Origin of the sequence: Streptosporangium sp. G11, from assembly GCF_051192615.1 — a bacterium.
In the GTDB taxonomy this organism is placed as follows: Bacteria; Actinomycetota; Actinomycetes; order Streptosporangiales; family Streptosporangiaceae; genus Streptosporangium.
This window is the reverse complement of record NZ_JBPJUQ010000099.1, coordinates 1-22,800: the sequence shown is the minus strand read 5'-3', so window position 1 is coordinate 22,800 and position 22,800 is coordinate 1. Positions and strand designations below refer to the sequence as shown.

General features: G+C 66.4%; 23 protein-coding genes and 1 pseudogene. 14 read left to right on the top strand and 10 right to left on the bottom strand.

The window, feature by feature from the left end:
- Window positions 1–279 precede the first annotated feature (279 nt).
- Complete coding sequence (locus tag ACSDR0_RS43920) at window positions 280–2,805, bottom strand: PA14 domain-containing protein (protein ID WP_435294914.1); 2,526 nt, start codon at window positions 2,803–2,805, stop codon at window positions 280–282.
- Between the two features lie 301 nt (window positions 2,806–3,106).
- Between ACSDR0_RS43920 and ACSDR0_RS43915 the strand changes: the two genes are divergently transcribed.
- From ACSDR0_RS43915 to ACSDR0_RS43905, 3 genes are all read left to right on the top strand, one after another.
- Entirely contained in the window at window positions 3,107–4,024 is a 918-nt protein-coding gene (locus ACSDR0_RS43915; RefSeq protein WP_435294913.1) for a DUF6891 domain-containing protein, read from the top strand.
- A 201-nt stretch (window positions 4,025–4,225) separates the two neighbouring features.
- A complete protein-coding gene (locus tag ACSDR0_RS43910) occupies window positions 4,226–4,753 on the top strand; it encodes an RNA polymerase sigma factor (RefSeq protein ID WP_435294912.1) in 528 nt (175 codons plus the stop codon).
- On the top strand, window positions 4,750–5,883 hold the full coding sequence (locus tag ACSDR0_RS43905) for a CU044_5270 family protein (RefSeq protein ID WP_435294911.1): 1,134 nt from the start codon (window positions 4,750–4,752) through the stop codon (window positions 5,881–5,883). Before ACSDR0_RS43910 ends, ACSDR0_RS43905 begins: the two co-directional genes overlap by 4 nt.
- A 158-nt stretch (window positions 5,884–6,041) precedes the next feature.
- On the opposite strand, the gene ACSDR0_RS43900 is transcribed toward ACSDR0_RS43905, so the two are convergent.
- Window positions 6,042–6,713, bottom strand: a complete 672-nt coding sequence (locus ACSDR0_RS43900) for a hypothetical protein (RefSeq protein ID WP_435294910.1) — start codon at window positions 6,711–6,713, stop codon at window positions 6,042–6,044.
- A gap of 140 nt (window positions 6,714–6,853) precedes the next feature.
- On the opposite strand from ACSDR0_RS43900, the gene ACSDR0_RS43895 reads away from it, so the two are divergent.
- The 6 genes from ACSDR0_RS43895 to ACSDR0_RS43870 all read left to right on the top strand — a co-directional run bounded on the left by ACSDR0_RS43895 (window position 6,854) and on the right by ACSDR0_RS43870 (window position 12,082).
- Window positions 6,854–7,057 (top strand): hypothetical protein, encoded by a 204-nt coding sequence (locus ACSDR0_RS43895; protein ID WP_435294909.1) that lies wholly within the window; start codon window positions 6,854–6,856, stop codon window positions 7,055–7,057.
- 201 nt (window positions 7,058–7,258) lie between these two features.
- Window positions 7,259–7,846, top strand: a complete 588-nt coding sequence (locus ACSDR0_RS43890; RefSeq protein ID WP_435294908.1) for a type II toxin-antitoxin system PemK/MazF family toxin — start codon at window positions 7,259–7,261, stop codon at window positions 7,844–7,846.
- A gap of 242 nt (window positions 7,847–8,088) precedes the next feature.
- On the top strand, window positions 8,089–9,063 hold the full coding sequence (locus ACSDR0_RS43885) for a hypothetical protein (protein WP_435294907.1): 975 nt from the start codon (window positions 8,089–8,091) through the stop codon (window positions 9,061–9,063).
- Between the two features lie 588 nt (window positions 9,064–9,651).
- Window positions 9,652–10,587 carry an aliphatic sulfonate ABC transporter substrate-binding protein gene (locus tag ACSDR0_RS43880; RefSeq protein ID WP_435294906.1) on the top strand — a complete coding sequence of 312 codons (936 nt, stop codon included), beginning with the start codon at window positions 9,652–9,654 and terminating at the stop codon, window positions 10,585–10,587.
- Window positions 10,584–11,342, top strand: coding sequence for an ABC transporter permease (locus ACSDR0_RS43875; RefSeq protein ID WP_435294905.1), 759 nt, complete (start codon window positions 10,584–10,586; stop codon window positions 11,340–11,342). Before ACSDR0_RS43880 ends, ACSDR0_RS43875 begins: the two co-directional genes overlap by 4 nt.
- A complete protein-coding gene (locus ACSDR0_RS43870) occupies window positions 11,315–12,082 on the top strand; it encodes an ABC transporter ATP-binding protein (RefSeq protein WP_435294904.1) in 768 nt (255 codons plus the stop codon). Before ACSDR0_RS43875 ends, ACSDR0_RS43870 begins: the two co-directional genes overlap by 28 nt.
- A 400-nt stretch (window positions 12,083–12,482) precedes the next feature.
- Here ACSDR0_RS43870 and ACSDR0_RS43865 read toward each other — a convergent pair whose 3' ends face one another.
- Entirely contained in the window at window positions 12,483–13,268 is a 786-nt protein-coding gene (locus ACSDR0_RS43865; protein ID WP_435294903.1) for an alpha/beta hydrolase, read from the bottom strand.
- 128 nt (window positions 13,269–13,396) lie between these two features.
- On the opposite strand from ACSDR0_RS43865, the gene ACSDR0_RS43860 reads away from it, so the two are divergent.
- Window positions 13,397–13,963 (top strand): TetR/AcrR family transcriptional regulator, encoded by a 567-nt coding sequence (locus ACSDR0_RS43860; RefSeq protein ID WP_435294902.1) that lies wholly within the window; start codon window positions 13,397–13,399, stop codon window positions 13,961–13,963.
- Window positions 13,964–14,547: 584 nt separating this feature from the next.
- Here ACSDR0_RS43860 and ACSDR0_RS43855 read toward each other — a convergent pair.
- The 5 genes from ACSDR0_RS43855 to ACSDR0_RS43835 all read right to left on the bottom strand — a co-directional run bounded on the left by ACSDR0_RS43855 (window position 14,548) and on the right by ACSDR0_RS43835 (window position 17,753).
- Window positions 14,548–14,823 (bottom strand): hypothetical protein, encoded by a 276-nt coding sequence (locus ACSDR0_RS43855; RefSeq protein WP_435294901.1) that lies wholly within the window; start codon window positions 14,821–14,823, stop codon window positions 14,548–14,550.
- A gap of 24 nt (window positions 14,824–14,847) precedes the next feature.
- The gene (locus ACSDR0_RS43850; protein ID WP_435294900.1) at window positions 14,848–15,102 is read right to left on the bottom strand and encodes a hypothetical protein; all 255 of its coding nucleotides are present in this window, start codon (window positions 15,100–15,102) and stop codon (window positions 14,848–14,850) included.
- 2 nt (window positions 15,103–15,104) lie between these two features.
- Window positions 15,105–15,560 carry an excisionase family DNA-binding protein gene (locus tag ACSDR0_RS43845; protein WP_435294899.1) on the bottom strand — a complete coding sequence of 152 codons (456 nt, stop codon included), beginning with the start codon at window positions 15,558–15,560 and terminating at the stop codon, window positions 15,105–15,107.
- Window positions 15,561–16,025: 465 nt separating this feature from the next.
- The gene (locus tag ACSDR0_RS43840) at window positions 16,026–16,601 is read right to left on the bottom strand and encodes an HD domain-containing protein (protein WP_435294898.1); all 576 of its coding nucleotides are present in this window, start codon (window positions 16,599–16,601) and stop codon (window positions 16,026–16,028) included.
- An 18-nt stretch (window positions 16,602–16,619) separates the two neighbouring features.
- Window positions 16,620–17,753 (bottom strand): helix-turn-helix domain-containing protein, encoded by a 1,134-nt coding sequence (locus ACSDR0_RS43835; protein ID WP_435294897.1) that lies wholly within the window; start codon window positions 17,751–17,753, stop codon window positions 16,620–16,622.
- A gap of 144 nt (window positions 17,754–17,897) precedes the next feature.
- Between ACSDR0_RS43835 and ACSDR0_RS43830 the strand changes: the two genes are divergently transcribed.
- Together ACSDR0_RS43830 and ACSDR0_RS43825 are read left to right on the top strand one after the other, a co-directional pair.
- Window positions 17,898–18,269 carry a hypothetical protein gene (locus ACSDR0_RS43830; protein WP_435294896.1) on the top strand — a complete coding sequence of 124 codons (372 nt, stop codon included), beginning with the start codon at window positions 17,898–17,900 and terminating at the stop codon, window positions 18,267–18,269.
- A complete protein-coding gene (locus tag ACSDR0_RS43825; RefSeq protein WP_435294895.1) occupies window positions 18,256–18,543 on the top strand; it encodes a hypothetical protein in 288 nt (95 codons plus the stop codon). Before ACSDR0_RS43830 ends, ACSDR0_RS43825 begins: the two co-directional genes overlap by 14 nt.
- A 1,003-nt stretch (window positions 18,544–19,546) precedes the next feature.
- Here ACSDR0_RS43825 and ACSDR0_RS43820 read toward each other — a convergent pair.
- Window positions 19,547–20,434: an NmrA family NAD(P)-binding protein gene (locus ACSDR0_RS43820; RefSeq protein ID WP_435294894.1), complete on the bottom strand. Its 888-nt coding sequence runs from the start codon at window positions 20,432–20,434 to the stop codon at window positions 19,547–19,549.
- 358 nt (window positions 20,435–20,792) lie between these two features.
- Here ACSDR0_RS43820 and ACSDR0_RS43815 point away from each other — a divergent pair, with 358 nt between their 5' ends.
- Window positions 20,793–21,353: a TetR/AcrR family transcriptional regulator gene (locus ACSDR0_RS43815; RefSeq protein WP_435294893.1), complete on the top strand. Its 561-nt coding sequence runs from the start codon at window positions 20,793–20,795 to the stop codon at window positions 21,351–21,353.
- A 477-nt stretch (window positions 21,354–21,830) separates the two neighbouring features.
- Here ACSDR0_RS43815 and ACSDR0_RS43810 read toward each other — a convergent pair whose 3' ends face one another.
- On the bottom strand, window positions 21,831–22,169 hold the full coding sequence (locus tag ACSDR0_RS43810) for an HAD family hydrolase (protein WP_435294892.1): 339 nt from the start codon (window positions 22,167–22,169) through the stop codon (window positions 21,831–21,833).
- Window positions 22,170–22,383: 214 nt separating this feature from the next.
- On the opposite strand from ACSDR0_RS43810, the pseudogene ACSDR0_RS43805 reads away from it, so the two are divergent.
- Window positions 22,384–22,629 (top strand): annotated as a pseudogene (locus tag ACSDR0_RS43805) (transposase); the annotation flags it as partial.
- Window positions 22,630–22,800: the final 171 nt, after the last annotated feature.

Sequence of the window (22,800 nt, the reverse complement as noted above, 5' to 3'; positions counted from 1 at the left end):
GCTGAAGAAGGCCATCGGCACCGCCGAGAGGTACCGCACCGCCAACGGCACACCCGCCCAGCTCAAGAAGGCGGCCGTCTACCTGTACAAGCACGTCAACAAGTAGCGGCCGATCGCGAACCGGATACCGGTCGTGCCTCGGCGCGACCGGTATCCGGTTCGTTCCAACGAAAGGTGCGACCGTCGGCGCCCCCTTCGGGGAGCGCGCAGGCGGGGAGGAGCCATTCGGACAACGCTCCTCCCCGCCCTTCGATCCAGCCTTCCGATCCCGCCCTTCGGTCAGCCGCAGGCGGGCGAGATCGCGCCGGTGAGCGCCCGGTTGGCGTCGTGCACTCGCTTGACGTCGGGCTTGGTCACGGCCCTGTCGTAGGTCATCAGGCCGTTGATCTCGGTCTCGACGTCGGTGGTCTGGGTGTAGATCGCCGCGCTGAGCCCGCCACAGGCGTGCAGCCTCTCCAGGTCCTTGTTCATGGCGACGTATCGCGCGGTGAGGGCCTCGGAGTCAGGCTCTGTCGCGTATCCCCAGCCGCCACCGGTCCAGGTGTGGCCGATCACCGGCAGGGCGAGCCCGCCGTACTCGCCGAGGACGGCCGCCCTGGTGGCACTCGGCAGGCCGGGATTTCCGGGCCCCGGGTAGATGTGGTAGTCGGCCACGTCGCCGTTACCGCCGTCGACCGCGCCGCAGCAGTTGACGCCGCTCATGTTGTTCACCAGCCGGGAGGGGTCCCAGCCCTTGACCTGGTCGGCGAGCCTCGCCTGGTCGTACTGGCCCCAGCCCTCGTTAAGCGTCACCCACATCACGATCGACGGGCTGCTGCGGTGCTGGTCGACCATCTCGCGCATCTCGGCCTCGAACTGAGCGCGCTCGGCCGCGTTCGAGGTGCCGAACATCGACGGCATGTCCTGCCAGACGAGCAGCCCGAGCCTGTCGGCGTGGTAGTACCAGCGATCGGGCTCGACCTTCACGTGCTTGCGCACGGCGTTGAAGCCCAGCTTCCTGGTCTCGTCCAGGTCGTACCTCAGCGCCTTGTCGGTCGGCGCGGTGTAGATGCCGTCGGGCCAGAACCCCTGGTCGAGCGGGCCGACCTGGAAGACCGGCTTACCGTTGAGCAGGATTCTGGTCCTGCCGTCCACCTGGCCCGTCGAGATGGTGCGCATCCCGAAGTAGCTCCTCACCCGGTCGGCGCCCTTGAGCTCGACGGTGAGGTCGTAGAGGAACGGGTCGTCCGGCGACCACAGCTTCGGGTTCGGGACGGGGAGCCGCAGCTCCGTGCCGACGGGTCCCGAGACCTTGCCGACCACCCGGTTCCGGTCGCGGGCGGTGACGACGACCACCCGGCCGGAGGCGCCGGACGCCGCCACCGTCACCTTGAGGGCCTGTCCGGCCACGTCGGGCGTGGTGTGCACCGCGTCGATGTGCGCCTTGGCGACGGGCTCGATCCACACCGTCTGCCAGATGCCGGAGGCGGGGGTGTAGAAGATGCCGCCGGGGTTGAGTCGCTGCTTGCCGACCGGCTGGCGGCCGGTGTCGGTCCCGTCGGCGACGGCGACGACGAGCTCCTGCTCGCCCCTGGGCCTGAGCGCGTCGGTCACGTCGAGCGTGAACCGGTCGTAGCCGCCCTTGTGCGTGCCGACCTGCTTGCCGTTGACGTAGACGGTCGACTCCCAGTCGACGGCGTCGAGGTGCAGCAGCAGCCGGTCCTTCTTCCAGGACTGCGGCACGGTGAAGGTGCGGCGGTACCACATCCGGTCCTCGTGCCTGCCGATCCCGGAGAGCGTCGACTCCACCGGGTACGGCACGACGATCCGCTCGGCCAGATCACGGCCGACCGGTACCGCCTCACCCGCCTCGGCGGCGGCGAACTGCCAGATGCCGTTGAGACTGCGCCACTTGTCCCTGGTCAACTGCGGGCGGGGGTACTCGGGCAGCGGATTGCGCGGATTGACATCCTTCGCCCAGCGCGTCCGCAGGGTGTACTTCGAGTTGTTGACCACCAGCGCATGGGTGAAGGCCTCCAGCGGGGTGCCGTCGACCTGGACGATGCCGCCCTGGCCGTCGTAGGAGGCGCGTGCGGCGTTGCCCGCCCGGCTGGGGACCGCGAATCCGAGCCGCAGCTTGATCTTCGTTTCACCGTCCAGCGCGGCCGACGTGACCGGCCACCTGGTCCCCGCGACGGTCAGTCCCAGATGCTCGTACGCCCCGGCGGGCAGCGGCCTCAGCCGGACGTCACCGAAGTCGAGCGTGACGGTGTCGCCCTCGGCGCCGATCGCGGCTCCGGCCGGTCCCGGCGGGTCGAAGCCCTCGGGCAGGAAGAACGCCCCGGCGGGCACGATCTCCCTGGCCTGGCTCGGGCTCTGCCAGCGCAGCCGCAGGTGGGCGCCGCCGAAGTGCTCGAAATACTCGACCTTGATGTCGTAGCGTTTCCCGGCTTCCAGGGTGATGGGGGTGCCGACCTGCTCGACGTCCCAGTCGTCCACCCAGTGGTCGATCACCACCTGGCCGTTCACCCAGAGCCGGAAGCCGTTGTCGCCGATCATCGAGAACGTGTACGTCTCGGAGTACTTGGGTGCGATCCGCCCCGTCCAGCGGACGGCGACGTCGTCCTCCCTGCCGGTGAGGTCCTTGAGCACCGGGTTGAGGTCGGCCAGCTCGATGGCCGGGTCGACGACCGTGGCCTTGAGCTCGGCGAAATCGAACGTCCCGGGAGCGGAGTTGAGATAGTAGTCGCCGCGCAGACCCTGCCGATCGGCATAGGCCGAGGCCGCCGGAATCGTGACGACCTGCCAGGCCAGGGCGAGGATCATGGTTAACAGGAGGGGGATGCGTCCACGCATACGGTGATACCTTCCCGGTCACAATCGAACAAATGGCGATCCGTTGTGACCTATAAGAAACATCCCCGGCGATTCGCGGTCAAGGTATCTGATCAGATTCGTTCACATTCGGTCAGAGATGACCTCCTCCTCGCCGCTCGGCCGGCGAACCGCCGAAGGGGAGCACGCGCGGCCGTCGAGCGTGGGATCGCCACACGCGCGGGCCGTCTCGGCACCCGTCCCCGAAAACAACTCTGGTCACCCGTCAGTGCCCTGTGCCAGGGTGACCGGCATGTTCGCGATCACCGTACTGACGGAGGACGGTCACCGGCACGTCCGGGCAAGCGCTGGGAAACTCGCCGAACTGGTCGACCGGCTGGGCGGTCAGGGTGACAGATTCCTGGTCGTCCAGCGGATTCCCGACCTCCCTGAGGTCTTCGTTCAGGTATGGCACGAGGATGGAGGCGACTACGTGCTGGAACACCGCGACGGGGCACCCGACCGACACTTCCATACGGCGCTCGACGGGCCCGCGCCGGTGATCGCGGCCATGACCCGCTGGGCGCGCTCGGAGGACGAATGGGGCTCCGGGCTGAATTGGGCCTCGTTGGACCTGGGCCTCCCCGACCCTCCACCTCCCCTCGAACTCGACGAGAACGAGCGCGAGACGCTCGACGCGCGCATCCGCGAAGTGATCCTGGGCGGTTACGCGACGCGGGCACAACTGGCCGAGATCGCACAAGACCATCTCGTGTCGGGGAACCGCCGACCGGTCTCCGCCGAACAGGCACGCCGACTGGTGGACCGAATATGGCTGGAACGCGTCGAGGAGCAGACCTCCTGGAAGGGGGAGACGGACCCGGAACGGCTCAACCGGGCCTTCACCGCTCTGGAGGCCACGGGCATCACGGCGAGGGAGAACTTCACCTGCTGCCGTACCTGCGGGCAGGCGGAGATCGGAGAGACAGGCTCACCGGATGCCCGGGGCTATGTCTACTTCCACAGCCAGTGCACGGACTCGGCCGCGGCCGGACACGGGATGGCACTCCTGTACGGCGGATTCGACGGTTCACCGGATACGACGGCGTCCATTGGCCGGGAGGTCGTGGCCGCACTCGGGGAAACCGGCCTTTCGGTGGAGTGGAACGGCGATCCCCGGGAGACCATCACCGTTGTCCCCCTCGACTGGCGCAAACGCCTCATCGGCTGAGGAGGTACGCCTCGCGGTGAAGATCGTCGCCGTACGCGAGGGGACGCGGGACACCGGGGTGCCGAAGGATCGGGGCGTCGCACAGTGGACGTCCCTGTGATACCGGATCAAGAGATGATTTGGAGTTCTTTGTAACATTTGAAGGCCTCAGTCCACTTCCTGGTGTTGAAGCAATTACCCGGGACGAAGGGGGGCCAGGCGGTGACGGACGACTCACAGCGGTTCACCACGATGTACGACGAGTGCCGACAGCGGGTCTGGGCCTACGTGGTCAGTCAGGCGGGCAGGCAGATCGCCGACGAGGTGGTGAGCGAGACGTTCGCGATCGCCTGGCGGCGGTTCGGCGACATACCGGAGCCCGCCCTGCCATGGCTGCTCGGCGTGGCCCGCAACGTGCTGCGCGACAACATCCGCGCCGAGGTCCGGCGCGAGTCGCTCGCCGGCGAGCTGCGCGCATGGACGGAAGAGGACCACGCCGACCAGGTGGCCGAACGCCTCGCCGTCATGACCGCGCTCGCCTCGTTGAACCAGGACGAACGCGAGCTGCTGATCCTGGTGGCCTGGCAGGGGCTCTCGCCGCGCGACGCGGCACGCGTCACCGGATGTTCCTCCGCGACCTTCCGGGTGCGGCTCCATCGGGCCCGCAAACGGCTGGTCCAGGCGATGAAGTCGGCACCGGCGGTCCTCCCCCGAACCCGGGTGCGCAATCTCAGTGAGGAGTGGTCATGAACCCGATGGACCAGCTACGGGCGGCCCGCCCGGCCCACCTCGACACCCCGGCCGACGAGCACACCCGGGCCGCCGAGCTCTCCTACGCCATGTCTCAGGCCAGGCCGGTGCGGACCCGCAAGGCCGGCGTCCCCAGGCCCGTGTGGGCGCTCGGCCTGGCGAGCGTGGCCGCCGCCACCGCCGTGGCCGTGACGATCACCGCGACCGGCGGCACGACACCGGCCCCGAGCTCCCCGGCCGTCGCCGAGGACAGGCAGCCGGTGACGCGGTTGTCGGCCAAGCAGATCCTCCTCGTCGCGGCCGAGTCGTCGCTCAAGGCCCGGCAGGGCAGCGGGGCCTACTGGTACGTCGAGAGCACGAGCGGCAACGCCCAGCAGGTGGGCACCGAGACGCACTACACGGTGAACAGCCTGGGCCGCAGCCAGACGTGGATCGCCCGCTCGCCGAAGCGGGAAAGCTGGTGGGTGTCCCAGAACCTCGGCACCAAGCCCGCGCCCGGCTCGGAGGCCGCCTGGAAGCAGGACGGCTCGCCGACCGAGTGGACGGTGACCGTGACCAAGAACGCCGACACCAAGGCACGCCACGTCGTCGAGGCCAAGGGCGGCAAGCCCTTCGGCAACGCGATCAACGTGGGCGACAAGGTCGCCGACCTGGCCGGCAAGAACGTCTCGGTGGCCGAGCTTCAGGCTCTGCCCACGACCGCGGCCGAGCTGAAGGCATACCTGCTCAAGGGATACGAGGGGCACGGCACCGAGTCCGACTCCCCGCAGGATGCCGACTCCTGGCTCTTCCAGGTGACCGCGGGCCTGTTGAGCGACATGCCCGTCAAGCCCGGTGTCCGGGCCGCGGCCTACCAGGTGCTCGCCGGGCTGGACGGCGTGCGGTCGCTGGGTGAGGTGACCGACGCGCTGGATCGCAGGGGCCAGGGCGTCGCCCGAACCGAGACGTGGCCCACCGGCGAGTTCGAGCGGCAGCTCATCGTCGACCCGCGGACCGGCATCCTGCTGACGGACCGGTTCGTGGCCGTCGCCCCGACCGGGACCTACGGCTGGGCGAAGCCGGGCACCGTCGTCAACTGGAACGCGATCGTCAAGGCCGAGTGGACCGACCGGAAGCCGGTCAAGCCGTGACAACCGGCGGTTCCGGCCGGAGCGGGCGAGGCGGCCCATGACCTGGCTTCGCTTTTCACCCGGTGAGGGCCGTCAGGCCATGGACCTGGCTTCGCTTCTCACCCGGTGACGGCCGTCAGGCCATGGACCCGCCTCTGCTCTTCACCCGCTGACGGACGTCAGGCCATCACCGACTCCCCACCGGGATAGGTGAAGGACGAGCGGGGCGAGTAGAAGCCCCACACGATCTGCAGCGGATCGGCGGGGCGGAGGGCGTAGACGGAGTGGCTCGGCTCCAGGAACTCCAGTGACACGACCTCGAACGGGTCGACCGGTTCGGCCACGAACGGATAGATCCCGCTGAGCCTCTGCCCGTCGACCTCCGTGATGTAGCGCAGCTGGCCACGGTTGACCGCCGTACCGGTGTCACCGATCCGCGCGGTCGCGCGGATCACCGGCACACCGTCCGACTCGGTCGTCGCGACCAGCTCACCGCCCCTGACCTCGATCGTGGTACGGCCCGCGGTGGCGGGCACACCTCGGGCGGCCGCGTACTCGCGTACCACCTCGCTGGAGTTGAAGTAGTGCGTCCACCAGCGGCCGGGGGTCACACCGTCGGGAGCGTAGGCGTCCTCCAGGTCCGGCCCGATGTAGGTGAGCGAGTACGCGCCGAAGCCCGAAGTCTGTTCAGGCCGGTCGACGACGTACTGGTTCATGAAGACCTGGCGGTTGGCCATGGGCTTCAGACCGTCGGGCACCAGGGCCGCGACGGCTTCGGGGTCGGCCGGCACCCAGCCGAAGTAGATCATCCGGCTGTTGACGACGAGCTGGGGAGCCACGATTTCGGACACGACTTCTCCCTGACTATCGACGGCGTACAGCCGGAACATACGTTACGCACCCACGGAGAACAACGATGGATACGCCCCCTCGGTTTCCCGGAAACCGAGGGGGCTCGCAATACCGGCACTAATCCACTCAAAACGGCCACGTGGCCTATGAACCGTTCTCCTCCGCCGAGATCCTGAATGGGATGGCGCCGAGCAAGGTGCTCGGCGAACCGTCCACTCGCCCTGCTACCCGCTCGGCCCGGAGCCGGTCGGCGGCCGCGTCGATCAGGCCGCCACCGGCGATCTCGCAGCGGTTCGTCACCACCGCCGAACGCGCTCGCGAACACGGTGCCGGCCGCACCTAGGCTGAACAGCGTGCACTTCGGCATCGTGGTACTCGTGGAACCTGATCAGCGATCAGTGATGGCGAACTCGTCATGAAGCCTCCCCGTTTCCCGGTCGGCTCCCCAAGACGGTCGGCCCGGACCACTCGGGCAGGTCACCTCGCTTGACGTTGGCGCCCCCGATGCCGCGGTAGCCGTTCGAGATCTTGAACAATACCGCCGATGTTTCGTCATGCCCCCGACAATGAGAGAGAGAATGTCCAGCTAGGTGCCGAACTTGCTACTTGTCGAGTATGTTACCGAGTCATGACTGAAGCCTTTGGAGCGGTCGGCGGATTACTCGCCCTTCTGGCGGTCATCGGGTTTTGCTTCGCGGCCATATATGGTTTCGTCCGCTTTGTTCGCCGAGTTCTGGCTCCTCGCCCCTCTCAACCCCAAGTACGTGACGCGCCGCCGGATCCGGCCTGGCACTCGCGCCCCGGCCCCGGCGAGATCTGGTGGGCCGGCGTGCCGTTCTCCGACGGCACAGGCGGAAAAGTCAGGCCATGCTTGGTGATTCGCACGCATCCCAGGGGCGTAGAGGTCCTAAAGATTACAAGTCAGGACAAATCACATCGAGTTAACTGCGTCAGGATTCCCACCGCCCACTGGGACAAGCGGGCGCGAAAGGACAGCTGGCTGGACCTCGACGACCCACACCTCATCAATGATCGCGACTTCCGACGACGCGCCGGTATGTGCGACGACCGGACCTGGTCTCTGGTGAGACGCCGACACCGAACGGGCTGGGTCCATCCACTCGATCTTTGACGGCGTGTCCGTGGGCGCGAGCGGCTGCGGCGGCCAGGACTCCGGGAATGGGGAAACCGTCCAACACCGTGCGCCTCCGCAGAAACTCGGGGCACGTCAAGACCTTCACGAACCTGAGGCGGCTCTGACCTCCTCCCGCCATGGGGGCGGCCGAGGCCCCGCGAGGTTTCGGAGGATTCCGAGTGGCGCCGAGGCGGTGAAACACCTGGTCGTCACCTGGCAACACATCTAGCCTATGGGACATGTTCAGGCGCCCTTACACCCCCCGAAACTACCCAGACCACGTCACCGCCTTTGAAGAGTTCGTCACCTCAAGCGCGGGAAGACAACTGCTGGATGAGCATCTGGCGGAGACGGCCGACGAACAGGAGTTGTTGCCGATCCCTCCCCTGGGGAAGCCGAACTATCGAAAAGCGTTTCAAGAACTACTCAAGGAAGACCTCTGCTCGGATATCCTTGAAAGATATTTTGAGATCACCGGCGACTTGCGGGCCAGGCTTCAGCTGGAAGACCTGCATCGACAGGTACGAGACTCCTACGAACCTGTCACCTACAGTCCCATCGAGGTTGGAAAACCAGAAGAGCTGGACAGGCTCATATATTCTCGCTTCAAGAAGGCTCCGAAATCTTCTGTGCTCGTGAGCGTCCTGTTCACCCAGCCTCAATCGATAGTTTACAAGGATCTTCGACGCAATCACGCGTACCTGGACGTCCGTTCCGGGTTGAGCTGGGATCTGTACATCGCCGGATACGAGAAGTCTCCCATTCTCAATCGATGGAGGTTCGACTCGTCGGGATTCAATCAAATTCGCGAGTACGTGGAGAGCGAGCACGAAGCAGCCATGGCCTCGTCCGGTCCACTCATGATCGGCGACTCGCCGTGGCGATTCTCGGGCACCGCGGATCTCGTGAGCTTCATGGCCTACCCCGGCGAATATCACATGCAGTACGATTGGCTCTCACTGAGAGCACTGAGGCTGCTCGACGCCAATGACCGATACATCAAATACAGTCTCGGGGAGATCGTCGAGGAGCTCAGCGACTGGCAGGAGGCCGACAGTCCCGTCTTGCGCGAGCTGGCCCCCGGCGAAATAGTCTCCTCGCCCGCGTCCACGCTTTCCCTTCAGCCTTTCATGAAGGCGGGTGCGGCGACACTCATCGGCGGAATAGCGGTTAATGCGGCCTACGACCTCATTAAGCAACTCATGACAAACTGACGGGCGTGGAGGCGTAGGAGTTCCGGACCACAGCCGCCGTTGCCGACCGTATTCAACGATGAGTCATCCGAGAGGTCATCGGCATTTCATCTTTGCCGACCCGCCTGATCGTTCCCCTCCGCCATGCGCCCAGCCGGATGGCGATGAATCCGAACCAGCGGAGACACCCCGCACCCGTAGCGCCCATCTGAGTCGCGCAGAAGTCTTGACCCACGAGGAACCCGTGGGCGCCGGAGAACGAGGACGACCACCGACAACCGGTTCTCCGGCGAGCGTTCCCGAGCCTCGCCGGACGTCAGCCCCACCGGGCAGGCTACGCCCGCGCCTACAGGTACCCCCTGACGGGACGAACAGGAACCTACCCCCGAATCAGCCGGTATCGAGCGGATGCTGGACCGGGCGTCGCCCGAAGGAAGGCCGGTTGCCGCACATCGGTCAAGCGCGAGGACCTCGGCGAACTCGTCCTCCGGGCAGACGTCGTCGCACCGCCCGTGAGGTCTGAGCCAACTCTCCACTAAACCTATACAAAAGGTAGGTTTAGTAGGCATACTTGCGGTCGTTTGCTTCGTTTCTCCAAGGAGCCCCCTTATGCGCCGCATTGTTGCCTTGTTTGGCGTGCTCGCCCTGATCGGCAGCCTCACCGCCTGCGGGGGAGGTGAGACGAAGGCCGAGAAGGAGCAACTGCGCGTCGGCTACCAGCGGTTCGGCGGGCAGAGCCTGCTCAAGGCCAGGGGGCTCGCCCCGAACGCCTCCTGGTCACTGTTCGAGAGTGGTCCCGCCTTGACCGAGGCGCTCAAGGCCGGCGCCATCGACATCGGCCAGACAGGCGAGGCCCCGCCGATCTTCGCCGCGGCCGGTGGCACCAAATTCAAGATCGTCGCAACCTCCCAGCCGGTACCGAAGGGCGAGGCCGTCCTGGTCAAGGAGAAGAACGGCTTCACCTCCTTCAAGGACCTCAAGGGCAAGAAGGTCGCGCTCAACAAGGGTTCGAACGTCAACTGGCTGCTGGTCAAGCTGCTCGAGGCCAACGACATGAAGATCACCGACGTCGAGATCCAGTACCTCAAGCCGGCCGAGGCCCGTCCCGCGTTCGACAACGACCAGGTCGACGCCTGGATCATCTGGGACCCGTACTTCTCCCTCGCCGAGCAGCCGGGCGTGAAGGTCCTCGCCGACGCCACCGGCCTGGCCAACAACCGCGAGTACCTGCTGGTGTCGCCCGAAGCCCTGCAGAACAAGCCCGACCTGGTACGTGAATACCTGAAGGTCTACCGCGAGGTCACGGACTGGGGCATCGCCAACCCGGAGGAGCGTGTCAAGCTGCTCGCCCCCGAGCTGAAGATCCCCGAGGACGTCGCCCGCCGTGCCCTGGAGCGCAGCGCCCAGCCACTCGCGCAGGTGGACGCCACGATCGGCGACGAGCTCCAGCAGATCGCGGACGGCTTCGCCGACCTCGCGCTCATTCCCGCCAAGGTCGACGTCAAGAGCCTCATCGACCCGAGCTTCTCGGACGTCTTGAAGTGAGGTTCAGGCCACGGCGGCTGGTCACACCGATCGTGCTCGTCGCCGGATGGGAGGGCGCCGCGCAGGCCGGCGTCCTCTCGCCCGACAAGCTTCCCCCGCCGAGCAAGATCGCGGCGGCGGCCTGGCGGTTGTCCCTGGACGGATCCCTCGGCCTGCACCTGCTGGAATCCGTGGAGCGGGCCGCCCTCGGGCTGCTCATCGGGGGCTCGCTCGCCCTCGTCCTGGGCGCGCTCGCGGGGTTGCTCCGGATCGGGGACGACCTCGTGGACCCGCCGGTCCAGGCGGCCCGGATGCTGCCGCACCTCGGACTCGTCCCGCTGCTCATCATCTGGGTGGGCATCGGGGAGTCGCTGAAGGTATCGCTGGTGGCGCTGGGCGCGTTCTTCCCGATCTATCTCAACACCTACGCCGGCATCCGCGACATCGACGAGAGGCTGGTCGAGGCCGCCCGGACCTGCGGTCTCACCCAGCTCGAGCGGATCCGGCACGTCGTGCTCCCGGGCGCGATGCCGTCCCTGTTCCTCGGCCTGCGGCTGGCGTTCGCCGCGGGCTGGCTCAGCCTCGTCGTCGGGGAGCAGGTCAACGGGCAGAGCGGCCTGGGCTTCATGATGATGGAGGCCCGCGACTTCAGCCAGACGGAGATCGTCGTGCTGGGCCTGGTCGTGTACGCGGCCCTCGGCCTGTTGTCCGACCTGGCGTTGCGCACCGCCGAAAGGAGAATGCTGTCATGGCGACGCGGCCTGCAGGCGTCGTAGCCGCCACCGGGGTACGTCGGGTGTTCGCCGGCACGACGGTCCTGGACGGCGTCGACCTGCGGATCGAGCGGGGCGAGGTCGTCGCCCTGCTTGGAGAGAGCGGATCGGGCAAGAGCACGCTCCTGCGGATCCTGGCGGGGCTCGACGAGGAGGCATCCGGCGACTTCACGACCTTCGGGTCGAAGGCCGTCGTATTCCAGGAGCACCGGCTGCTGCCGTGGAAACGGGTGGCCGACAACGTGGCGCTGGGCGTCCGCGGCCGGGACGCCCAGGAGCGCGCGACGACGGCGCTCGAGGAGGTGGGGCTGGCCGACCGACGTGACGCCTGGCCGTCGGAACTGTCCGGCGGACAGGCCCAGCGCGTGGCCTTCGCCAGGGCACTGGTCCGCGAGCCGGACCTGCTCCTGCTCGACGAGCCGTTCGGCGCGCTCGACGCGCTGACCAGGCTGAAGATGCAGGCTCTGTTCGGCAGGCTCCGCGCCAGACACGGCTTCGCCGCCCTCCTCGTCACCCACGACGTGGAAGAGGCGCTCCTTCTCGCCGACCGGCTCCTCGTCCTGGACGAGGGCCGCATCGCCGAGGAGATCGAGGTCGATCTCGGCCACCCCCGCGCCGTCGACGTCCCCGGCTTCAGCGACCTCCGCCGCCGTCTCCTGACCCTCCTCCACGTCCCGGCCGACCCCGAGGAACCCCAGACGCGCAGCCCTGTCATGCGCGGGGGACATCGTTCGGAGGGCTAGATCGTGTCCGGTTGGTCTCGACGCCGGGCTACGGTCGATCACGGAGTCGAGCTGTGATGGCGTAGGTGGTGCGTCGTCGTGGGGTGACCGATGCCGCGTGGGCGCGGATCGAGCCGTTGCCGCCCGGCCGGCCGGTGCGGGGCGGGCGGTGGCTCGAACATCGGATCACCCTGAACGGGATCTCGTGGAAATCGCGGGTTCCGAGCGTCGACCGAAGTCACCTGCGCGGGCGGTGCCCCGCTCGGTGTACCAGCCCATCGGCGTCACCTCGCAGAGAAACTCGATGGCGTCGAAGTACGCCGCCGCCATCCGATCAGCGGTGGTGTCCGTGGCCGGCTTCCTTGTGTTTCCCATGGGAAGGACTCGTATCTCGGTGAAGGGACGGGTAACCGCCCGCTGCTCAGGCGGCCTGCTTACGCACCCAGTCGAGGACGGGCTCGGCGACCTCGCGCCAGCCGCTGTCGAAGACGAGGGAGTGGCCGCGGTCGTCGAACTTTCGATACTCGGTGTTGCCGCCCGGACTGTAGAGCTCGGCCGCCTGCCGCGCCACCACCTCGGGGACGATGTGGTCCCGGCCGCCGCCGATGATCAGCAGTGGCCCCCGGTCGCGATCGTCGAGGTCGACGGCGACAGGCGACGCCGGGTCCTTTTTCGCCGCGGTCAGGTCGAAGATCGGCCGGCCAGGGCCGGGGATCGCCCAGCGGTCGTAGAGCTGGTCGGACTCCTCTCGGCTGACCGCGTTGCCGAAACCGTACCGGAACTGGCGGCGGCTGAGCATCACCGCGCGGTCGCGGTTGGCCTTGCGGTACAACACCGGCAACGCCGACCGTACCTGCGCGAACGGCAGTGCCCTGACGCCCTTGATCGGGGCCGGGTCGATCGCCACCGCGGACGAGGCGACGCCCGAGGCGAGCAGCTTCTGGGCGATGAGCCCGCCGAACGAGTGCCCGATCACGATCGGCGGTTCGCCGAGCCGCGCGATCCGGGTGAAGTGGTCGGCGACTTCGCGGACGCCGTGACCGGCGACCCGCTGCGGCTGCTGCCGCGTCTGGGCGACGGTCTCGCCGTCACCGGGCCAGCCCGGCGCCTCCGCCTCGAACCCGGCCGAGCGGAAGAGGTCGAGCCACGGATCCCAGGCGCGGGCGTGGATCCAGAGACCGTGCACGAAGAGGACGCGAGTCGTCACGAGCACTCCTTAAGATTGAGAGAAAGAACGATCGTTCTGGTACGGCCTAAGCTAACCTGGCTCTGACCGATCGGCAAGTCGAAAACGTATGAAAGAAAGAACGATCGGTCTCAATGTAGGATGTGCTGATGGCGTACACCAAGCGCTCAGCGCCCCGCGACCATCTCCTCGCAACGGCGAGCCGTCTGTTCTACATCGACGGCATCAACGGCGTAGGGGTCGATCGCATCCTCCAGGAGGCCGAAGTCACCCGCGCCACCCTCTACCGGCACTTCGCCGGCAAGGAGGCACTCGTCGTGGCGTACCTCGAACGCGAGGACCAGATGATCCGGGCACTCTGGAACGAAGGGCTCGGTCACGCCGTCTCTCCCGGCCACGCCCTCGAGATGGCCATCGAGGGAATCGCCGACGACGCCTACCGGCACCACACGCTCGGCTGCCCGTTCATCAAGGCGGCCAGCGAATTCCCCGATCCCAAGAGCCCGGTACGCCAGGCGATCAACAAGCACCGCGCCTGGTTCCACGCCGAGTTGCGGCGCCTGCTCGTCGAGGCCGGCCGCGATGATGTCGACGCCAAGGCCGAGACCCTCGCCATGCTGCGGGACGCCCTCATGGTCGGCTGCTTCCTGGACGACCCGGACGTCACGCGCCGCACGTTCGTCCGCAACGCACGGTGGGTGGCCGACCTACGCTGAGCGGGAGGTTCCCCGCCGATCTCGTCGCGCCGGGGAGACCGGCTCGACGTGCGGCCGGTGCATGTCTCCACGAAGTCCCGCCACCACCCCACGCCCCTCGGTGATCTCCGCCAGACCCGAGCCGATCACCGCGCCACCCAGACCCGGCTCACCCCGGCCTCCCCGGCCCTTCCGGAAGTAGAACGATCACCTTGTCTGAGTGGCGCTACGCCGGAAACGGCCACCGGCAAGGATCCGGCGCCCGGTCACCTCGCGAGCAGTCTCAGACATGGACCACCTCCACGGTTTTCCCGCACAGTTCGCTCATGCCGTCCTCATCGAATGTCAGAACGACGACCGGGCACACCGAACGCAGCGCGGTAACCGCGGCCACAGCGTCGACGGCGTTCTTGTGAACGTGCAGACGTGCGTCTCGGAGAAGCTCGATCGCCCGCGACGAGAAACACGTTCCCTGCCGGGATCAGCTCCCGGCAGGTCTGCCACACATCTGGCCCGACCAGCCCTCCAGCCCACTCACCCTGCACATCCACCGCTGTGGCCTTATTTCAGAAAGAACAAGGTCAGAATGCAAGATCTTCAGTGGCCTAGCCGACCCGAAGGGCGGCGACCGACTCGACGAGGCCTGCTTTCTCCAAGGCGTCGAGCACATCGTCCACGGTCTCCTGCGGGCTGACGCGTGAGTCCGCGATCTGCTGCACGCAGGCCCAGACGACTCGTCCGTCAAGGTCGATCTGGTTCAGCACGAAGTCATCGGGAGACTTCGCCTCAATGTCCCAGGACGCCAGGTGTTCTGGAGGGAAGTCCCTGAGGTTCGACGTGACGATGATCTGCGCCCTTACCTTGATCGCCGCGGCCAGCACATGCCGGTCATCGGGGTCGGGAAGTTACAGCCCTTCGATCAGCGGCTCGTACCCCTCGACCAGGCAGTCCCGGACAGCGGAGTTCATGAGGAGGCGGAGCTTGTCCAGCTTCTCCTCGGTGATGTCAGGACGATTGGCAGCAAGGTTGCATTGCATCTCGTCGAGGATCCTGTCGGTCCATTTGGCCTGGAGCCGCCCTGTCATGGCCAGACGGATGAGCAGGTCACGGAGCGTGTTGCCATAGAGCACGTTCGCGTCGTAGACCACCACGAAGCTCATGCTCAGATGCCCAGTTCTTGGCCCAGCGCGGCAAGTTGATCGGCAGCCGTACGCCGTTTGGCGTCATCGCGACGCCTGTACTCCTGGAGAGCCTCGTACGTGATGCGTCGATGCTTGCCGATTAGACGGAAGGGAATCTCTCCGGCCTCCAACAATTTGATCAAGTAGGGGCGCGAGACGTTCAGCATGTCCGCTGCCTGCTGCGTCGTCAGCTCGGCCTGAGAGGGTATGACCGTCACCCCCCGCCCTTCGGCCGCCTGGGCAAGGATGAAGGCGAGCAGACTCACAGCTTCGCGAGGCAAGATCAATGGGTCCTCGCCCCCGTGCTCGCCGGCGACCTGCACGGTCGACCGCTCGGGATACCGCATGAGGTAGTCCTTGATCCGGCGCACGGCGCGACCGGCCATCTCGGCGTCGATGATCCCGGGTTGAACCCGCTTGGCCTGCATGTCTGCCATCACGGCACCTCCTCTTCGCAGTATCCGCAACAAACGAAATAAACGCAAGTTGCAGGCAGCGGCTTCGGAGCGGCACGCGATCGACGGGCGCCCTCTGAGGGACCTTGCCAGCCAACCGTCGACATTAGATTTCAGTACAAACGGTCAGCGTTTACGTGATCGCCCTCGCGGAGTGGCCCAAGCTCCGCGAGGTGGTCGCCCTAGATCATCGTGACCATCTGATCGCTCCCCCACCGCTCACCCAAGGGGCAACAACTCATGGTCTTGCGGACAGCTGACCGCCTACCAGCAGGCGCGATGTCCATGCCAGAGCCCCGGCGTTCTCTCGCTGTACCTCGACAAAAACGGCAGGAATGTCGCGTTCGGCACCCAAGGAGCTCGCGAAGTGAGTCCGGCCGTCCATAGCACGGGGGCTGTAGCCGCGCGAGTCGGAGAGAGCTCGGGCCTCGATGAACGCCAGGTGTCTCAGTCTCCGTTGAGGACGCGGGTCATCCACTCCAGCGATCCCGTGCTGAGCGCCTCGTCCGCGAGGCGCTTCGCGGACGCCGTCTTCAGTGCGGCAAGCGAGCTGTCGATCCACGGTTGGACGTTCTGATGCCCCTGCTCACGGTACTCGATGGCCTGGATCAGACACTCCAGCTTGTCGGCGTCACGAGCGCAGACCGCTTCGAGACTGGTCTTCTCCTCGTACTCGCCAACCGCGCCGCTCACCATCTCCGCCACCGGCTCCGGAACACCACGTATCTGGTCGGCGGTGACCTCCTCGTTCGGCGCCGCCTTCAGGTATCGCTTGCCGATGTAGGGGATGTCGGTGACGCGGGTTTCCTGCGTGTCGTGGAACAAGCTCATGAACGCCGCGCGCTCGGGGTTGCCACCTTCCAACGCCGTGATCACACTCGCGATGACCGCCGTCCGGAAGGAGTGGTCAGCGATGCTCTCGGGATCCCGTACCCCCGCGACCAGCCAACCGGTGCGCTTGTAGCGCTTGAGCAGCCCGATCTCGTACAGCAGGCCCGTCAGCTTCGACAGTTCCTCCGCCACGGAAGTCCCCTCTCACCCTCAGTGGATCATGCACAGAGCGTAGATGACCGCCTCCAGTTCCCGCTTGGACTGCGGTGACGCGGTGGCCTCGTCCAGGGTACGGACGGCCGCATCTCTGAGAGCATCCATGCTCTGGGTGTCCAGCGCCGAGGGACGCAGCATGACCAGCGCCCACAGCGTGTGCGCCACCACGTCGAGGTAGGGGTTGGCGGAGTCCAGCTTGTCGGCCAGATGCCTGAGAAGCTCGGTACCGCGCCAGACGTCCGGATTCAGCTCGACCATGAACGTGTCCGCCAGCTGCGGCTCGCCGACCTCGCCGAGCCAGTAGGCCCAGTAGTTGAGGTTCGCCATCTCACAGATCTCGTCGGCCAGATGAACCCGGATGAAGTGCTGCAACCCCTCGCGGTCGCCGAGCCGGGCCAGTGAGTGAGCGCCGGATCGAACGACGGCCCATGAGGGGGTCCATTCACCCGCCCGCCCCATCCGCCGTTCTTCGGCGCGTTGCATGGCCGTGAGCCAATCGGCGGTGTCAGAGGTGTCGTCGAAGCTCGCGACATAGTGAGCCTGGCGGCGCAACAGCATGCCGTCCACCCGGTCCGTGTCGGCGCCCTCGGCCACTGCCTTCAGATGCTCGAAGAAGTGCGCGCGTTCGTCGGGCAGAAGAGAAGGCGCGGTTGCCACCGGCCCCCGGCGGCCGGTCCCGCGAACGACTCCCGCCACGGCAGACGGCGCGGTCTTGGTGAACGGCCACGCCACGAGATCGGTGAACGGGCGCTTGATCACCCATGACGCCAGTGGATGGTCTTCGGCCTCGACCTTCCCGGGTTCCGTGCTGAGCACATAGCCGACGAACCGGTCCGCCTCAAGGGCCATGTCCAGTTGAGCGAGCAGACGCGACCGGACACCGAGCCGTAGAAGCCAGTGTCGCAACGACAGGTATGTGCCCGTGGAGACCGCCATCAGTGAGCGCCGCCCGGATTCCCACCCCTGAATCGTCGTGACGTCCAGGCCAAGGCGTTCGGCGAACCGTTCCTGGGTCAACCCCGCGGACTCACGGATGACCTTGAGCACGTATCCGGAGATCCGGCCTTCACGGCCGCGCTCAGCGTTACCCCGACGGGTGGTCAGGGTTCCCGCGCCGTGGACAGTCATGAGAGGGAGCTACCGCCGTCCGTACTCGTACTTCCGGTCAGTTCTGCGACATCCGCGCTGTTCCTAGCGTTGTCACCAGCACGGACAAGCCGATCCAGCGTAACCCGCAAGGGCCTGGCGCGACCGACTCATTCAGGTGGAGCAATGGAATTACCACCCAGAACGAAGCTCATCAGAGGCGCTGTCGGCGGCTTCTCCTGCCAACCGTCATGGGTCGCCTCCGCCGAACGTCTGAAACTCTCGCTCGGAGATCTTCAGATCGCCGCCGATGTTCACGAGGGGCAGGGGATCGCGCTCGTATCGGTCTGGCTGGATCTCATCGTCTGGACGAATGGGCGCTGGTACCGGTGGTGGACAGGGCGGATGTCGCAGAAGACGAGGAGACGACTGTACGCCGTTCACAGCACGGAGAACCCGGTCACCACCGCTCGCCACGTCGCCCTCCGGTATCGCGAGCTTCACACCAGCCATCCGCTGCCGGCCTTGCTGGCTGAGGCTCGATGTGATCCTGTCTGACGAGTGTCTGAGTCCGCACGTGGTCCTGGCCCAGCGGGATCGCCCCCGGCTGGAATGGCAGCGGCCGTATCCGGTGCTGGAGCGAGTGCGGCCGGTGGCCTGGACCTGCTTCTGCCGCGCCACGGTCTACGAGCTGTGCGAGGGCGGCGGACGGGCGTTCATCCGGCGGACCGTTCAACTCGACGGCGGACACGATGTCCATGAGACCTCTGTCTGCTCGATCCAGGAGGCTCGGGCGATCTGGGCGGCCCTGCTGTCCGGAAGAGCTCGATAGACCAGGCGTGGCGGCGTGGGATCTGGAGGGACGGCGCCGCCACGCCTGCCAGGAGTCACCTCACCGACTCCTGGCCCATTCCTCCCCGCCCCCGATAGCTGCCGAATCATGTGTCCTCACCCAGTAGGTACGGACGGATGTGAGGTCGACCAAGAAGCAATGGGGCGGGGAGTCAGAGCACTTCATTACGAGAGAAGGGCAAGGGCCACGTCGACAGTGTCCGTTCCTGTTCCGACAGTAGATGCGGGTTGGTGCCGTGTGATCGCGTAAGGCGGTGTTGCTGTATCGGTTGCTGTACAGCAACGCGTCGACGGCTTGCTCGCGAAATTCGATGGCAAGACACCCGGACCACAGGGCCGCCAGGCCCGAGGACCGGAAGCCGCGCGGCAGCACTTCATCACGTGTTAGAACACGAGCGTCCAAGGCCGTCCACCGGCGTCAGGAAAGCCTGCTCAAGCCGCATGGAACCAGCTTCGAGTCCATGAGCATCCAGAACCGTCCACGGCTGTTGTTAGCAATGCCGTGAGCAAGATCCTTCAAGGAGTTCGTCGCGCATCTCGGGAGGGCCGCCTCCGTGGAAGCGTCGCCGGCGCCGATCTCGGCAGCGGGCTCCACGTTAGGATCTAAGCGACAGTTCGGCTCACGACCTTGGAAAAAGGCGCTGATGCCGCACAGGCGGCCTCACGATCTTCGGCGGTTACGCCGCCACCGCCCTCGCTGGCACAACACCCCACACATCGCCGGGCTTGGTGGTAGCGACGCACATCGACAGTCTCGAACACATGCACGGATGACCGCCGCCGGTTCACCGCTTACGACGTCGGGCCCTTCCCTGCCTGCGTGCCTCCCGCTTGTCGGCGGCCGACATCGCGCCGGTAGAACCCATCGCGCACCGTCTTGCAACTCGGATCATGGGCAGCCTTCGACTGGATCCGCCGTGACGCTGCCTTGTCCATCTCGGTCATGCTCACGGCCATACCCCGCCCCGAGCCCTAGGGGGAGGTCAGTTTGCCGACTTGGTGTAGTCGAGCTCGAACAGGGAGCGGTTCTCGTTGATGAACTCCTCGACCGTCACCAGCGGCTGGCCGTTGATGCTCGGGGCCGCTTCGCTGATGCCTGCCAGACGCCCCTCCTGCTGGTCGATGGTGACCGCCTCGAAGTGCTTGAGCTTGGCGGTGTCGTTCCCAAGACCGATCAACTCAAGGAACGTGGTCACGGTGACCTGCTCGAAGGGAAGGTCCTTGCCCAGCACCCGGCTCACCTCGGCCGCGAGCTCCAGGTGGCTGTACTCCACCGGGCCCGTGAGCGTGTAGATCTGGCCGCCGTGCTTCTCGGGCGAGGCGAAGACGTTGGCGGCGGTCAGTGCGATGTCACGGCCGGCGATCGGAGCGAAGCGGCTGTCCCCATTGAAGGGCATCACGTAGCGGCCATAGCGGATGAGCCCGGAGATGTAGAGGAGCCACTGCATGAAGAACGTGATTCGCAGGTGAGTGGTCGGGACGCCGGACCAGTCGAAGACCTGCTCGGACAGCCAGTGGTTCTGGGTGGCCTTGCTGCGCGCGTAGGGGCGCGACTGAATCTGCGACATGTTCACGATGAGCTCGAGATTCTGCTCCTTTGCGGCTTGCGCGAACATGACGGCCGCCTCCACCAGGCCGTCCCCCACCGGGTAGTTGAAGTAGGCACGCTGGACCCCCTCCAGGGCCGCACGCACGTCGCGGAAGTTGAGGAGGTCACCGAAGACGACCTCGGCGCCCGCCTCGCGCAGTTCCTGTGCCCGTGCATCGTCACTGCGGACCATGGCGCGGACGTTGAAGCCGTCCTTGAGCAGGTAGTCGACCATCGGCCGGCCGGTGGTGCCGTTGGCGGTGGTGATCAGAATCGTGGTCATTTCATCTCTTCTTTCACTTTGCGGAGCGCCGCGGGTGCGCCGAGTCCGCGAGATCGCTCGCGGGCCCAGGGCCAGGCCCGGCTACAGAGGGGATCGCGGCCGGGACTGCGCCGCCCTACCAATAAGGGCGACGGGCCCACGAGCGGCCGTCCGCCACCCCTCCGGCATCAGCTGTGTCAGGGCGGCAGAGCCTGGGATTGCATTTAGATTATGAACGATATCTAAGGATGTCAAGCTCGTCACGCTGCGTGAAACCTGGCACACCTAGAGAAAGCGGACCTTCCGCATGAAGTGCGATCGGCTACGATAGATATCGTTGAAACTCTAAGTGGAGAGCGGGTGCCCCCAGGTGAGCCGTGTGTCCCAAGCCCAGGCCTTGGAGAACCGGGCCAGCACCGTCGCGGAGGCTGCGCGCCTGTTCCGCGAGCGCGGCGTGCAGGGAGTCAGCGTCGCCGATGTCATGAAGGCCATCGGCCTGACCCCTGGCGGGTTCTACAAGCAGTTCGGCTCCAAGGAAACGCTCGTGGCCGAAGCAACCATTCGCGCGTTCGAGGAACGCGGCGCATACCTGGCCGGCTTGAGCGAGGCCCACCCCGACGCCACGACGGCACGCAAGGCACTCCTGGATGAGTACCTCTCGCCCGACCACAGGGACGACCCCGGGACCGGCTGCGCCGCCGCGGGCCTTGCCAGCGATATCGCAAAGACGGATGACGACGACATGGGCCCCCGTGAGACCTACGCCGACGGCGTGCGAGAGTTCGCCGACTGGCTGTCGGACACCGACCGCGAGGACGGCCTGGCCGCGACCGCCACCCTCGTCGGAGCCATTCTCCTGGCCCGTGCCACCGCGGGCACGGACCTGTCCGAGGACATCCTCGCTGCCGCCCGCCACTCACTGGAGGCGCAGCTTTCCTGAGACGGCCGCACTTCCTGGCGACGCCCAGCAAGAGATCTTCGAGATCGAACTGACGGCTGCGGTCAACTACGCGCGATCCGGGCTGTGGCCGGGAGCGACCATAGAAGCCCTCGCCGGCTGGGCACGCACTTCCCGTAACCCCGCGACGTTCGAGCCCCACCCGTGCGATTGCTGCGGACGCACCAGCCGTCAATTCCTCGACGAGATCCTTGAGATGCTGTCCACACCCTCCGCTTTGCCCTGATGCGGCTCATCCAACCGCTGGACGAGGAGTTCCTGCGACGCAGCCTGCCCGACCCTCGCCCGCCGCCTGGCCGTGGCGGGAACGCCGCTGCGAGCGTCGCCGATGAGGGTCCTCACTCCTATGAGTTGGGCGGCCCTAACCCCCTCCAAGTAGGGCCGCCCAGTCAGCGACATTACTAATAGTTGCTAATAGATACACAGAGTTACGAATGTGTGGGGACGTGCATGCCCGGGTCACCGACCAAACAGGATCCCCATGGCGTCGACAACGTCGGAGACGACATGGTCGGCACCCGGCTCAGCATCTGACCATGTGCCGCGGTCGATCCAGATCGTTTTCAACCCCGCCGCGCGCCCGCCGGCGATGTCAGCGACCGGGTTGTCGCCGATCACCCAACCTCCGTCGGCAAGCGTCACGCCGCAGCGTTGTGCGGCTATCGCGAAGAGACCCACGGCAGGCTTGCGCACGCCTTCGGCACCGGAAAACGCCCAGGCGTCAACGGCTTCGGCCAACCCCGTGTGCCGGATCTTCTCGAGCTGGTTGTCGGCTGTGCCGTTCGTCACGACGGCCACAGCCCACCCTGACGTCCGTAGCCGGCGGAGACCATCTAGCACCTCAGGCCGGCAGGAGACGAGGAAGCCATCCGCCGTCGGTAGGCCGCCCACAGCTCCTCGACCTGCTCCGGCAACTCGAAGTGCTCTCGGACGCGGGTGAAGAATTCCTCACGGTGCGGCAGTCCCTCGCGATCAACGGCGACCAGCCAATCAACCGTCTCGGCACCGAGAGCGGCGGCGCAAGCTTCGCTTGAAGCAAGCCCTGCTCGGCAGGTCCCGGGGCGGGCTGACCAGCAAGGTTCATCTCGCCGCGGACCCAAAGTGCCGTCCGTTGTCGCTCATACTGACCGCAGGACAGGCCGCCGACAGCCCGCAGTTCGTCCCCGTGCTGCAGAAGGTGCGGGTCGGTCTGCCCGTCGGCCGGCCCCGCACCCGGCCCGACGCGGTCGCTGCAGACAAGGCCTACTCGTCCCGTGGATAACAACCAGTCTGACCCCGCCGTCATTTACAGCGAAGCCAGACCCCCCAACATCTTCAGTGCGCTTCTAGGCCCGAGACATCCGATGGGCGGCGGGTGTCAAGGGAGGCCGGTCCGTGGTGGCCGTCGACGCCTATGGCGAGGTGTGATCAGGAGCGTTGGGCGTCGGCG